This window comes from Gammaproteobacteria bacterium (assembly GCA_013151035.1).
Lineage (GTDB): Bacteria > Pseudomonadota > Gammaproteobacteria > JAADJB01 > JAADJB01 > JAADJB01.
Window position 1 is genome coordinate 1 of sequence record JAADJB010000044.1, and the last position, 13273, is coordinate 13273.

Annotated in this window: 11 protein-coding genes and 1 tRNA gene; 10 read left to right on the forward strand and 2 right to left on the reverse strand. The window is 46.8% G+C overall.

What is annotated here, in order from left to right:
* Window positions 1-170: 170 nt before the first annotated feature.
* Window positions 171-2609, reverse strand: coding sequence for a hypothetical protein (locus GXP22_09785; protein NOX09756.1), 2439 nt, complete (start codon window positions 2607-2609; stop codon window positions 171-173).
* 221 nt (window positions 2610-2830) lie between these two features.
* Here GXP22_09785 and plsY point away from each other — a divergent pair, with 221 nt between their 5' ends.
* Window positions 2831-3418, forward strand: a complete 588-nt coding sequence (gene plsY / locus GXP22_09790) for a glycerol-3-phosphate 1-O-acyltransferase PlsY (protein NOX09757.1) — start codon at window positions 2831-2833, stop codon at window positions 3416-3418.
* Here the strand turns inward: plsY and tsaD are convergent.
* Window positions 3408-4427 carry a tRNA (adenosine(37)-N6)-threonylcarbamoyltransferase complex transferase subunit TsaD gene (gene tsaD, locus GXP22_09795; GenBank protein ID NOX09758.1) on the reverse strand — a complete coding sequence of 340 codons (1020 nt, stop codon included), beginning with the start codon at window positions 4425-4427 and terminating at the stop codon, window positions 3408-3410. The genes plsY and tsaD overlap by 11 nt on opposite strands.
* A 257-nt stretch (window positions 4428-4684) precedes the next feature.
* Here tsaD and GXP22_09800 point away from each other — a divergent pair, with 257 nt between their 5' ends.
* The 9 genes from GXP22_09800 to GXP22_09840 all read left to right on the forward strand — a co-directional run bounded on the left by GXP22_09800 (window position 4685) and on the right by GXP22_09840 (window position 12582).
* On the forward strand, window positions 4685-5215 hold the full coding sequence (locus GXP22_09800) for a transposase (GenBank protein NOX09759.1): 531 nt from the start codon (window positions 4685-4687) through the stop codon (window positions 5213-5215).
* Window positions 5216-5659: 444 nt separating this feature from the next.
* Entirely contained in the window at window positions 5660-5875 is a 216-nt protein-coding gene (rpsU, locus tag GXP22_09805) for a 30S ribosomal protein S21 (GenBank protein NOX09760.1), read from the forward strand.
* A gap of 30 nt (window positions 5876-5905) precedes the next feature.
* Window positions 5906-6352, forward strand: coding sequence for a GatB/YqeY domain-containing protein (locus GXP22_09810; GenBank protein NOX09761.1), 447 nt, complete (start codon window positions 5906-5908; stop codon window positions 6350-6352).
* A 119-nt stretch (window positions 6353-6471) separates the two neighbouring features.
* The gene (locus GXP22_09815; protein NOX09762.1) at window positions 6472-8226 is read left to right on the forward strand and encodes a DNA primase; all 1755 of its coding nucleotides are present in this window, start codon (window positions 6472-6474) and stop codon (window positions 8224-8226) included.
* A gap of 201 nt (window positions 8227-8427) precedes the next feature.
* Window positions 8428-10254 (forward strand): RNA polymerase sigma factor RpoD, encoded by a 1827-nt coding sequence (rpoD, locus tag GXP22_09820; protein NOX09763.1) that lies wholly within the window; start codon window positions 8428-8430, stop codon window positions 10252-10254.
* Window positions 10255-10263: 9 nt separating this feature from the next.
* Window positions 10264-10340 (forward strand) — tRNA-Ile (locus tag GXP22_09825).
* Between the two features lie 211 nt (window positions 10341-10551).
* Complete coding sequence (locus GXP22_09830) at window positions 10552-11325, forward strand: TIGR04255 family protein (GenBank protein NOX09764.1); 774 nt, start codon at window positions 10552-10554, stop codon at window positions 11323-11325.
* Window positions 11225-11890 carry a hypothetical protein gene (locus GXP22_09835; protein ID NOX09765.1) on the forward strand — a complete coding sequence of 222 codons (666 nt, stop codon included), beginning with the start codon at window positions 11225-11227 and terminating at the stop codon, window positions 11888-11890. The genes GXP22_09830 and GXP22_09835 overlap by 101 nt, the downstream gene beginning before the upstream one ends.
* Window positions 11891-11910: 20 nt before the next feature.
* Window positions 11911-12582 carry a hypothetical protein gene (locus GXP22_09840; GenBank protein ID NOX09766.1) on the forward strand — a complete coding sequence of 224 codons (672 nt, stop codon included), beginning with the start codon at window positions 11911-11913 and terminating at the stop codon, window positions 12580-12582.
* Window positions 12583-13273 lie beyond the last annotated feature (691 nt).

Sequence of the window (13273 nt, forward strand, 5' to 3'; positions counted from 1 at the left end):
TTTCTTTATGTTGATGGTATGTTGAACTTCCATCATGGCGCATTACGACGCCGTATTAAAGGGGGGAGGAGACCATCTCATCACCCTACCGTTATAAATATGGGGGGTTGTTCCCAATGGGTTGACGGTGCCAGCGGTAGGGTGCGCAATGCGCACCAAGCATCACTGATCTATCCCCGAACTCTCCTCTTGGCAAAAAATAGCCCAAGACCGGAGAGCATGAGCACCAGAGGTGCGGGTAGTGGCACGGCGGAAGGTGCCACGGTGGTTAGGACAATATCATTGCCAGAGCCAGCGTAATAATCGATAAATAGATCGAAGCCATTGTCGGATAACACCACGTCGCCCTGGGTCAGGCCGAAGAATTCACCACTACTATTGCCCAGGATATCAATAATGTCAAAGCTCATATTTGCACCCAGATCAAAATTCATGTCCATCAATACATTCAGGGTGCCAGCAAATGAGGCATCACCGGTGATATCCAGGGTATCAAATGCCAGCAGTGAGAAGAGTTCGATATCAATACGTGCAGCACTTGTTTCCGTGTAGTTGCCATCAATGATCAGATCGCCTTGGGAGAATCCACCGGGTGTAACAACACCTGAGGTATTCAGTGTGTTGAAGCTATAGGTGCCACTGCCACCGAGGGTGGTGATGTCATCATCAACCGGGTTGCCCGAGGTGTTGGTAAACAGACTGATTAATTCCACTGTATCCGCATTGATGCTACTGGTTTGATCGATGCTCACATTGATATTGGTCAGGCTTGTTGTGCCGCTATTTTTCAACTGTATGGTTGCGCCATTGCTTGCCTTGAGGCTGGACTCGGTGTTGGACATGCGATCCCTGAATTTGGTGAGAGCGGATAGGTCAATATAACTACCGGCACCATCAGCAATAATACCAATGGGGGCACTGGTATTGATGATGGCAGGCACGGTATCAATTGAATCGATTTGATTCATATCAATATAGCCGCCGTTAGTGGCCTGGATATCAATGCTGGGTCCAATGGCACTGGCATTGATGATGGTGTTGACGCCAGTCATGTTCAGACGCGCACTGGCACCATCGGCACGATAGGTCATATTGCCAAAGTTGCCTAGTTGATTATTGATAGTGCCTGTTATGTTATTGACGTTGAGCGTGGCATTATTAGCAATAAAGCTGCTGCCATTAGCCGCAGTGATATTCAGGCTGCGGTTGACAGCGTTACTGGTAAATATACCCTTTTCATAGGTGGTGATACGGTCGGTATCCAATGTTGATCCATCATTATTCAGGTTGATATTAACCCCGATCAAGCTGATGTTATCCAGAGGGTTGCTGCTAAGGCGCACTTCACCACCGTTGCTTGCTTCTAACAGAGATGTTCGATCACCGTTATCATCATTGAACAGGGTGAGTGAAGACAAGTCAATCAGGCTACTGGCACCATCAGCGGTAAACTGTGCCGCACCATTAGTGATATCGGTCATGCTACTCAGGTCAATCACACCACCGTTTTGTGTGTCGGCATACCAGGTACGGATAAAGCCACCAGCGACTGCAGTGGTGATGCCCGATGCATCCAGGCTTGATCCGGCACCATTGGCAATGAAGCTGCGATTGGCAGTGCCGCCGCCATTGAGGTCATAACTTGTTACGGATGAGACATCCAGGGTAACGCCATCGCTGACCAGAAAGGATGATCCGGTTGCGTTAACAAGATTGCTTAGTGCCGTATTGCCACCGTTGCGAACGGTAACGGTGCCATTAGTTAAATCAGTGATATTGCTGCTATCGACCGTAGAGGTAGCGCCATCCACTGTGATGTACATGCCGTTCGCATTGAGTAGCGAGCCTGCATTAATCGTGCCTCCATTAAAGGCGCTCAGAATGGATACACGATTGCCATTGGTATCCTGGAAGCTTGATAAGGCGCTTAAATTGATTGTGCTGCCCGCACCATCAGCCTTGAAGTTTGTTGCACCACCCGTGATATCGGTTAGAGCATTCATGTTAACACTGCTACCGTTGAGTGCCTTGACATACAAGGTGCGAATGAATCCGCCTCCCACCATTGTTGTCATAACCGGTACATTAAGGATTGAACCATTAATGGCCTGCAATGTGCGGTTACTATTTGTGCCAGTATCTGTGGTGTAGGAGCCGAGGGAAGAAAGATTGAGCGATGCGTTATTATCAGCCGTGATATTGGCACCATCAATATTGCTGGCACCACTAGCACCAAAGGTGCCGCCACTAACGGTCAGGTTGGTATTGGTTCCCATGTTTAGAGGGCCGTATTGTATACCACCTCTTAGAGTTAGCTGGCCCCAGGCAATGTTCAAGGCTTCCTGGTTGACAAGGGTGTCTATTGTTTGATTCGAATTCATTGTGATGGTGCGCACTGTGGCTCCACCGACATCAATGGTGGCATTATCAGCCGCACCAGGCAGTGCGCCGATGTCCCAGTTCACCGTATCCTCCCAGTTACCATCAGCATTGAGTACCCATGCTACAGGGGCTGCGATACTGTTTACTGACACCAGCCCCATGATAGAGGCAAGCATGGATGTTAGGATGCGGGATTTTAATACATGACCATTGTTTGTGTGTTTCATTTTTTGTCTCTCCGACATAGACCTTGGCTTCAGGTGATTTTGTTATTGATAGAGGAACAAATGCACTTTATGTGCCAGGATTATTTTTATCTTATATTTCATTGTGTTGTATTTTTGTGTTTATGGACTAAAGTGGTGAGTGTAAATATCACCAACATTTTTTATGTCTTCTTTACGTTTATTGCTTGACCTGCCCGAGCGCAGGTATTTCAATACCATTCATGATGATATCAATAAGTCTTGTTGTGTTTGCCTATCTGCTGGGCTCGGTGTCCAGTGCCATTCTGGTTTGTCGTGCTATGGGGCTGCCCGATCCACGTACCGAGGGATCGAAGAATCCTGGTGCCACTAATGTATTGCGTATCGGGAGCAAAAAGACGGCTGCGATTGCCTTGTTGGGCGATATGGCAAAGGGGTTGTTGCCCATGTTGTTGGCGCATTGGCTGGGTGCGTCAAATACTATCCTGGCGCTAGTGATGCTGGCAGCCTTTCTGGGGCATTTATACCCCCTGTATTTTGGCTTCAAGGGTGGAAAAGGGGTGGCAACGGCACTGGGCGTGCTGACCGGCTTGTATGGCTGGGTGGGTCTGGCGACGATTACCACTTGGTTGTTGATGACCCTTTTGTTTCGTATCTCCTCACTTTCGGCACTGGTTGCCAGTGTCGCTTCACCGTTTTATGTCTGGTGGTTTAGACCTGAGCCGGAGTTGATGGCGGCATCTATTGTTATTGCATTGATGTTGTTGTGGCGGCATCGCAGTAATATCCAGCGCCTGTTGAGTGGTAAAGAGATAGCTATTAAGTCGTAGTATCCACCAGCTCATCAATCGACCAGCGTGCCCGCGCTTGAAACCCGAGGTCTTCTTGTTGACCCGCCAATAAGCGTTGGCAGCCAGCAAAGGCAATCATGGCGCCATTATCGGTGCAGAATTCCATCCTTGGATAGAATACACGCCCATTCTCTTTGTGCATCAGTTTTTCCAGCCCCTTGCGTAACGCCTGATTAGCACTCACACCACCGGCAATGACCAGTTGATTAATACCCGTCTGCTGGATCGCACGTCGACACTTGATCATCATGGTGTCGACTACCGCATCCTCAAAGGCGCGGGCAATATCGGCCTTATCCTGCGGGCTCGCCTCGGTTTTTTGTAAGGTGTTGACAGCAAAGGTTTTCAGGCCGCTAAAACTGAAGTCCAGGCCGGGTCGATTAGTCATAGGACGCGGGAAACGAAAGCGAGTGGGGTTGCCCTGTTGCGCCAGTTTTGCCAGTGCCGGGCCACCCGGATAGCCCAGCCCCAGTAGCTTGGCGGTCTTGTCAAAGGCCTCACCGGCAGCATCATCGAGGGTATCACCGAGGATTTCATATTGACCAATGGCCTCAACCTGTATCAACAGGGTGTGCCCACCGGATACCAGCAGGGCAATAAACGGGAATACCGGGGCATCGTCTTCCAGCATGGGTGCCAGCAGATGCCCCTCCATGTGGTGTACCGCGATGGCAGGCAGATCCAGTGCCCAGGCCAGGCTACGCCCCACCGCCGTGCCGACCAATAGCGCACCAATCAGACCGGGGCCCGCGGTGTAGGCGATGCCATCCAGTTGTTTGAGTGTCAGGCTGGAGTCTTTAAGGCATTGTTTTATAAGTGGTAATATCCGTTTAATATGATCCCTGGAGGCGAGTTCAGGCACCACGCCACCATATTCCGCATGCATCTCGACCTGGCTGTGCAGGACGTGCGACAGCAGACCCTGTTCTGAGTCATAGATGGCGATGCCTGTCTCATCACAGGAGGTTTCGATACCGAGGATCTTCATGGGGGGTATTTTCGCATGCTATTTCAAATGTACAAGCTAATTGGGTATTATATTCACTTGGTTACCACGCAGAGCGTGGGAACCAGTAAAGGGTCTCGTTTTCACGCAGGACACGGGATCTGGTAAGGAAGCCTCGTTCCCACGCTCCGCGTGGGAACCAGTAAAGGGTCTCGTTCTCATGCAGGGCGCGGGAGCTGGTAAGGAAACCTCGTTCCCATGCTCTGCGTGGGAATGCATATATTAGAAGGAACTAAATTATGGGAAGAAGCCGATATAAAATTGTTAATCCTGAATTACCTCACTTTGTGACTTGCACAGTACTGCACTGGATACCTGTTTTTACTCGACCCGCTACGGTAGACATTATTCTGGATTCATTGCGTTACTTAATGAAAGAAGGCCTGAAAATTTATGCCTATGTGATTCTTGAAAACCATCTTCATCTTGTGGTGCAAAGTGAGCAACTAGACAGGGATCTGGCGCGTTTTAAATCCTATACTTCGCGGCGGCTGATTCAATATTTGACTGAGCATAATGTCAGCTCAATTCTTGATCAGCTGGCTTTTTATAAAAAGGCACATAAGGGCGACAGGGCATACCAGTTTTGGCAGGAAGGTTTTCATCCTGAGTGGATTCAGAATGGTGACATTCTAAAACAGAAAATAGATTATATTCATCAAAATCCAGTTACACGGGGTTATGTCGATTTGGCAGAGCATTGGCGCTATTCGAGTGCGCGGAATTATTCGGGTGGGCAGGGGTTGATTGAGGTATATCGGCAGTGGTGAGGCGGGTATGCATCCCCTCGCGGAGCATGGGAATGAGATAAAGGTATGGGTTACCACGCAGAGCGTGGGAACCAGGAGCTGTATTCCCATGCCTGCACCACGCATCCTCGTTCCCACGCTCCGCACCCTCGTTTTCTCGTTCCCACGCTCCGCGTGGGAATGCCTACGGAAGTTTCTCGTTCCCACGCTCCGCGTGGGAATGCCTACGGAAGTTTCTCGTTCCCACGCTCTGCGTGGGGATGCATAAATGCGGCTTGTTGTTGCGGTTTTCAGAGTAAGTCATTGTTATTAGTTGGCTTGTTAAAAACAGGGGTGGCATAGTGGCAGTATTCACAAGAACACTTTTTGCTTTCCCGCCAATAAGTGATTATAATTACTCGTTTACCCCGTAGCCTTTGTGGGCGCGGTTGAAGAATAAACACATTATTGAGTTGAGATTGTTATATGCCTAGTGTTCGCTCCAGGGAAAATGAACCCTTTGAAGTTGCTTTACGCCGTTTTAAGCGGTCTTGTGAAAAGGCAGGTATCCTGTCTGAAGTACGTCGTCGTGAGGCTTATGAAAAGCCCACACAAGAACGCAAGCGTAAGCGTGCAGCCGCTGTAAAGCGTCATCAGAAGAAGATGTCACGTGACTTTAGCCGTCGCGTTCGTATGTACTAGAATTGCCTTTCGCTTGAAGGGTCTATTAGTATGACATTAAGAGTAAAAATTCAGGACGACATGAAAAACGCCATGCGCGCGGGTGATAAGCCTCGCCTGGGTGTTATTCGTTTGATTCTGGCAGCCGTCAAGCAGATCGAGGTCGATGAACGTATCGAGCTGGATGATGATCGTATGCTGGTGGTGCTGGACAAGATGTTGAAGCAGCGGCGTGAGTCAATCAAGCAGTTTGATGATGCCGGTCGCGATGATCTATCAGAGAAAGAACACTTCGAGGCAGGGGTTATTCAGCAATATTTGCCCGCTCAGTTGTCTGAGGATGAAGTGGGTGGTCTGATTGACGCGGCTATAGAGCAAACAGGTGCGGCTAGCATGAAGGATATGGGCAAGGTGATGGGTGTGCTCAAGCCTCAGTTACAAGGTCGTGCTGATATGAGTGCGGTAAGTCAGCAGATTAGAGCGCGACTTAACGCCTGAACAGTTTTTTGGGAATTATCCATCTTCCCTTTTTTTATTCCTGTAGGTTGGGTTAGCGATTTTATCGCGTAACCCAACAATACATACCGCAACTTGCAAGCATACCGTATCATTGCCTTATGGCAGGTCTGATCCCACAATCTTTTATTGATGAACTGGTGAACCGCGTTGATATCGTGGAGGTCGTCGGTGGTCGTGTCGATCTCAAAAAGGCTGGTAAGGAATACAAAGCCTGTTGTCCCTTTCATAATGAAAAGACCCCCTCATTTACTGTAAGCCAGAATAAACAGTTCTATCATTGCTTTGGTTGTGGTGCCAACGGTACTGCGCTCGGGTTTTTAATGGAATACGAACACATGGATTTTGTCGAGGCGGTGGAGGAGTTGGCACACAGTATCGGTATTGAGGTGCCGCGTGAACAAGGAATCTCCCATCATAATCATGTCGATACCGGTGATCTCTATGTCTTGATGGCGGAGGCTGCAGTGTTTTATCGCCAGCAGTTGCGTCAACATGCACAGGCTGCGGAGGTGATTGATTACCTTAAGGGGCGCGGGCTTTCCGGTGAAATCAGCCAGATGTTCGGTATCGGTTATGCGCCACCCGGTTGGGATAATTTGTTGAAAGCACTGGGAACCAGTCAGCAGCGTATTCAGAAGTTGGCAGAATTGGGTTTATTAATTACTAAGGATGAGGGTGGTTATTATGATCGTTTTCGTGCCCGGGTGATGTTCCCTATTCATGATCGGCGCGGTCGGGTTATTGGCTTTGGTGGTCGAGTGCTAGGTGATGATACGCCCAAATATCTGAACTCGCCCGAGACCCCGTTATTCCATAAGGGACGCGAGCTTTATGGTCTGTATGAGGCGAAAAAGAATGTGCGTAAGCTGGATCGCCTGCTGGTGGTTGAGGGCTATATGGATGTGGTGGCACTGGCACAGTTTGAGATTCAAAATGTGGTGGCAACGCTGGGTACGGCGACGACAGCCGAGCATCTGGAGATGATGTATCGCGTGGTACCCGAGGTGATCTTCTGTTTTGATGGTGATCGTGCCGGGAAAGAGGCCGCCTGGCGTGCGCTACAGAATTGTTTGCCGGTATTGCGCGAGGGTCGACAGGCGCGATTCCTGTTTCTGCCGGATGGTGAAGACCCCGATAGCATGGTGCGTAGCGCGGGTCGGGATGGTTTTATGCGGCAGTTAGAGGCATCCATGCCGTTGTCGGAATTCCTGTTTGCCGAACTCGCCTCACAGGTGGATGTTGATAGCATGGATGGTCGGGCGCGTATGGTGGAATTAGCGCGTCCGTTGATTGCGCAATTACCCGCCGGTGTGTTTCAGCAGATGATGGTGGCTCGGTTAGAGGAATTATCGCACATGGGTTCCGGTGCGCTCGGGAGTATGGTGGGTAAAGAAGATCGGCAGACAATGCGGATGCCTGCCGCCACTATTGATCAGCGGGTTAGCCCGGTTCGACGGTTAATTGCCTTACTGCTTCAATATCCGTTACTGGTGCAACAGGTGCAAGATCTGGAGTCGATTCGTTGTGTGCAGCAACGGGGTGTCGAGTTATTGGTTGCGGTGCTGGAATATTTGCAGCAACAGCCGCAGGCGAGTACCGGGATGATTCTGGAACACTGGCGTAATGAGGATGCCGGGCGGCATTTGCAAAAACTGGCTATCGAGTCGCTGGATTTGCCAGAAGAGGGTCTGCAGGCCGAATTTAGCGATAGCCTGAGTCATCTATTGGCGCTGGATGCCGAGGTGCAGCGCGAACAACGTTTGGCAGTGCTTTCAGCACGCCCACTGAGTGGGTTAAGCGATGAAGAAAAGGCGGAGTTCAGTCGTCTGATCGGGGGTTATGGTCAGGGGTGAGCGGTATTAATGCGAACTTTATTGATTGATGACTCTCTAATTACTGGTACAAGGCCATAAATTGCGCTAAAATGGTCGTTTTGGATCTAGGGAAATTCTAAATTAACTGTATGCTATTTCTGGTTTATAAGTTAATAGAGAGCTCCCTGGACTTTATGCGCTTTTTTTAGCGCCCAGACTGGCGGCTAATCTAAATATATTATGATGAATCAAAACCAGGAATCACAAATTAAGGCCTTGATTACCAAGGGCAAAGAGCAGGGTTATCTGACCTATGCTGAGGTCAACGACCACCTGCCTGATGGTATTGTCGAGTCCGATCAGATCGAAAGTATCGTTACCATGATTAACGATATGGGTATTGCCGTGCATGAGACAGCACCGGATGCCGATACCTTGATGTTGACCCGCGCCTCGGTGACAGATGAGGCTGCCGCAGAAGAGGCCGCAGCCGCATTGGCAACTGTTGATGGAGAGTTTGGTCGTACTACCGATCCCGTGCGTATGTATATGCGTGAAATGGGCACCGTTGAGCTGCTGACCCGTGAGGGTGAGATTGTCATCGCCAAACGGATTGAAGATGGCCAGCGTCAGATGGTTGCCGCATTGGCTCAGTTCCCAGCCGCTATTTCAGCCCTGTTGGATGAATATGATCGTATTATTAGGGACGAGGGTCGTCTGACCGATGTGGTTGTTAGTTTTATTGATCCCAATGCACCGGAAGAAGAAATTGCTAGCCCGGTTACCAAGGGTGGTGATACGTCTGACAATAAGAACGACGATGATGAGGAAGAGGCCGTAGTAGATACCGGGCCTGATCCTGAAGAAGCGGCTGCCCGTATGAAGTTGATCGGCAAGTTGTACAAGCAGGTGATGGATGCGCTGACCAAACCCAAGAAGAATGATGCGCGTCTGCTCAAGCTACGCGGACAATTGGCAGACCAGTTCCTGGAGCTGAAGCTATTACCTCGTTTACTCGATTCATTGATGATGATACTGCGTAATGCGATTGATCGTATTCGTGCGCAGGAACGTATCATCATGGATATCTGTGTTGAAAGTGCGCATATGCCACGTAAGGCATTTATCACCAGCTTCCCAGATAATGAGACCAATCCTGACTGGCTGGACGAGCAGATCAAGGGTGATTACGACTATTCAGCCGTGCTGGAAGAAAATCGTGTCGAGATCATGCGCGCACAGAAAAAATTGATGCGTATTGAGAACGGTAGTGGTTTGCCGATTAGTGAGATCCGCGATATTAATCGTCGCATGTCAATTGGTGATGCCAAGTCTCGTCGTGCCAAGAAAGAAATGGTCGAGGCCAACCTGCGATTGGTTATCTCCATTGCCAAGAAATATACCAACCGTGGTCTGCAATTCCTGGATCTGATTCAGGAAGGTAACATTGGTTTGATGAAGGCCGTCGACAAGTTCGAATATCGTCGTGGTTACAAATTCTCAACCTACGCCACCTGGTGGATTCGTCAGGCGATTACCCGTTCGATTGCCGATCAGGCGCGCACTATTCGTATTCCGGTACACATGATTGAGACGATTAATAAGTTGAATCGAGTCTCACGTCAGATGTTGCAAGAGATTGGACGCGAAGCCACACCCGAAGAGCTGGCAGAACGCATGATGATGCCAGAAGACAAAGTGCGTAAGGTGCTGAAGATTGCCAAAGAGCCGATCTCCATGGAGACACCGATTGGTGATGACGAAGATTCACATCTAGGCGACTTTATTGAAGACCTCAATATTATGTCACCCGTCGAATCCGCCGCCACCGCCGGTCTACGCGAGGCAACCCAGTCCGTATTATCCGGCCTGACCCCACGCGAAGCCAAGGTATTGCGGATGCGTTTTGGTATTGATATGAATACCGATCATACGCTGGAAGAAGTAGGCAAACAGTTTGATGTCACGCGTGAACGTATTCGCCAGATCGAAGCCAAGGCGCTACGCAAGCTGAGACATCCCACGCGTTCATCGCACCTGAGCAGTTTCCTGGAAGGGGATAATTAATTTTTCCAAGGGCCCATAGCTCAGTTGGTTAGAGCAGGGGACTCATAATCCCTTTGTCCCTGGTTCGAGTCCAGGTGGGCCCACCAAATAAATCAAAGCCTTACAGCATTTTCGTTGCGAGGATTTTTTGTTCCCAAAGGTATGTAGACGCCATGTAGACATTAAGTAGAGAATGCCATACTATTAGCAATTAGCTTGGTTTTGAGTAGCTATATCCCTTTTCTGTTATTGTATTGAGGATGCTAATTGACTACACTCTAACTTTAAATAATTCTAATGGAATGAATAGTCCAACATATGCCGTTTCCTGACTCACCACGAATCATTTATAAAAAAAATCCTCTTGTTGAAGTTCTGTGCCAAGTTCAGTTCTCGACATTGTTACGTATAGAGAGTGAGAAACCAACTGCCTTTCAAGAGGCTATCTACGAAAATTATCCAAGCCTAGAAGAAAAAGAAAGTCTCACAGTTGAAGTTAGTACTGATGATGGTATTGTGAAGAAGCAGACTAAACCGATTTATGAGTTTTCAACTGAAGATGGGGTTTGGAAAGTTATTTTAGCTAGTGATACTCTTACACTTCAGACTTTAAAATATACTCAGTGGGAAGAATTTAGTGGACGATTAGGTTTGTTAATTGATGCCCTTCAAGAAATATATCGGCCTAAGTTTTATTCGAGAATAGGATTACGATATAAAGATATTATTAAAAGATCAATACTAGGTCTTGACGATAAGCCTTGGAATGAATTGCTTAACCCAGCAGTAGTTGGTGTTTTAGGTAATGAAGATATTCATGATGATTTGACTAATGAAGTTAATGGAAGATTCGTCGTCGCACTAAATAATGGTAAAAAGGAATATGCCCATGTTCAACATGGCCTGGTGGTAAACAAAGAAACAAGTGAGCAATGTTATCTCATTGATGCTGATTTTTTTGTGGATGCTCCAACCGAAATAGGGAATACAAATGACATACTATCAACCTTCAATAGAAAATCAGGAAGATTATTTCGCTGGTGTATTACCCAATCTCTCCACGAATCAATGGAACCAGAAACCCCAGACTGATATACCCTCACTATTTGCTGCTCATGGTCATTTAGAATCCCATAATACTATTAAAGTTATTATTAGGGAGCATAGTGAAATTCAAAGTGACTGGAATCTTGTAGATACATCTGTAACATCAGATTCTGGATTCTATTCTATAGCAGAGTTCTATAATCAAAATGCAGGGATTATTTACGAAACAGGTCGTTTTTTAAAGGAATCTATTAGTAATATACGCCTTGAATTAAAATTGTCGATGGCTGCACGCGAGGTTGATGAGTTTGCATGGGTTGGTGCAATTTATGATATTGCTTTTGATAGCAAAAACCCTAAAGACCTAAATGAACTTTATAGCAACATAAATCGTTTCTTAAGAGAAAAAAGATATGGTGCATGTGAAAATTTTTTTGATATTCTTGAATTGGAGCGTTGCCCAACATTAATTTTAGTAGGAATGCTCCGTCTTACATCTCCAGCTAGAGGTGTTATTGGCAATTGGGAAGGTGCGGTATTAAGATCTAAAGACATAATAACGTCACGTAGTCTAAATGCCGATAAAATATTATCCGGATTATTAAAATAGAATATTGATTAACATTTAGTATGGATATATACGCTCATAAGGATAATTCGTTCGATAATATTGAGCATATTGGAATAGCTATTACTGATGTTAGTGAGGCCCAGAATCATATTGGAATACTTTATAAGATTAGTGAAGAACAATCAGTGCAAATTCTACATCTTGGATGGAATCGTCTTCTTCTAAACCAAATCGCGAGTGATAAGCCAAAGTATTTATGGCTTCATTGTGGGCTAGACCCTTATAGTAAATCTTCTCTTGCAGCATTTTGTCAGTTAGTTATTGATGTGAATGGTAGGGATAGAATTAATTATGGTATTGACCTGGTTGGTCATGGGTTTGAGCATTCGACAGGAAAGTGGGTTCCTAAAAAGCTATCAGATGGTTTGACTTGTGCTTCATTTATTATGGAAATTTTTTCAGCGCAGGGGCATATATTAATAGATCTTGAAACATGGGAAAGTCGAGATTCGGATGCTCAGTGGCAGGATTATATATTGACTCTACTTTCTGAAGAGTTAGGTAATGATCACTCATATATTATTGAACAGCGTGAAAAAATAGGGTGTTATAGATTTAGACCTGAAGAAGTTGCCGCCGCAGCTGCTCAAGATTCATACCCAGTTAGCTTTAATGATTGTGTGAGGTTTTCTCAAGAGATAGTTTCTGCAATTGAGGATTCTAAAAAATAGGTTGGCTGCGTTTCATAGTACTGTGTGAATAAAATAATTGGTGAAGCGTACAGTTATTAACAGAACTCCAAGTTGCCACTAAGACAGGTCACAGGGCTGGCGCCCTGCAACTCTCTCTTAGTGGCTCAATTGTTTTGTTCGGAGTGATAATCCAGGTATGCAGTCTGGTTTCTACATCAACAACACCATCCGTTACACCAATAATCTGATTGCCTTTAGCTTCATCGTATAGACCTGGTTCATCATCCCACTTTGTAAGAATAGAAATGGGTATATTTTTTTATTTTGTGATACGCCGCCTAGAACCATAACGAAGCCTTGCCAATCTCCACAGTCTGCCATTTTTCTGGCTTCTTCAATGATTCCCCCTGGCGCTGATTTTAAACGCCTGAGTTCACGCCACAGAGTTACTGGTACACCACCGAATTGTTGGAACTGTCGAATGCTGTGTACTGATGCCCAGGATCTTACACGCTCTGCACCTTCGATAGGATCATTGCCGTGAATATCAGCATCTAAATATGCACCATCAATATTCTTTGAGATATATTTAGAGTCTCCTAAGAAAGAAAATACCCTTATAAAAACAACATGATAGAATTAAATCATGTATAATAGATGCACGAAAACTAACGATATCACCCCAAAAAGCGTGCACCATCATGATTCGATATACCAGTGAAAACCAACT

Bases quoted from the DNA above. Each gene is read 5' to 3' on its own strand.
- GXP22_09785 (NOX09756.1), bottom strand. From the start codon at position 2,609: ATGAAACACACAAACAATGGTCATGTATTAAAATCCCGCATCCTAACA.
- GXP22_09830 (NOX09764.1), top strand. From the start codon at position 10,552: ATGCCGTTTCCTGACTCACCACGAATCATTTATAAAAAAAATCCTCTT.
- GXP22_09835 (NOX09765.1), top strand. From the start codon at position 11,225: ATGACATACTATCAACCTTCAATAGAAAATCAGGAAGATTATTTCGCT.
- rpoD (NOX09763.1), top strand. From the start codon at position 8,428: ATGATGAATCAAAACCAGGAATCACAAATTAAGGCCTTGATTACCAAG.
- GXP22_09800 (NOX09759.1), top strand. From the start codon at position 4,685: ATGGGAAGAAGCCGATATAAAATTGTTAATCCTGAATTACCTCACTTT.
- plsY (NOX09757.1), top strand. From the start codon at position 2,831: ATGATGATATCAATAAGTCTTGTTGTGTTTGCCTATCTGCTGGGCTCG.
- GXP22_09840 (NOX09766.1), top strand. From the start codon at position 11,911: ATGGATATATACGCTCATAAGGATAATTCGTTCGATAATATTGAGCAT.
- GXP22_09815 (NOX09762.1), top strand. From the start codon at position 6,472: ATGGCAGGTCTGATCCCACAATCTTTTATTGATGAACTGGTGAACCGC.
- tsaD (NOX09758.1), bottom strand. From the start codon at position 4,427: ATGAAGATCCTCGGTATCGAAACCTCCTGTGATGAGACAGGCATCGCC.
- GXP22_09810 (NOX09761.1), top strand. From the start codon at position 5,906: ATGACATTAAGAGTAAAAATTCAGGACGACATGAAAAACGCCATGCGC.
- rpsU (NOX09760.1), top strand. From the start codon at position 5,660: ATGCCTAGTGTTCGCTCCAGGGAAAATGAACCCTTTGAAGTTGCTTTA.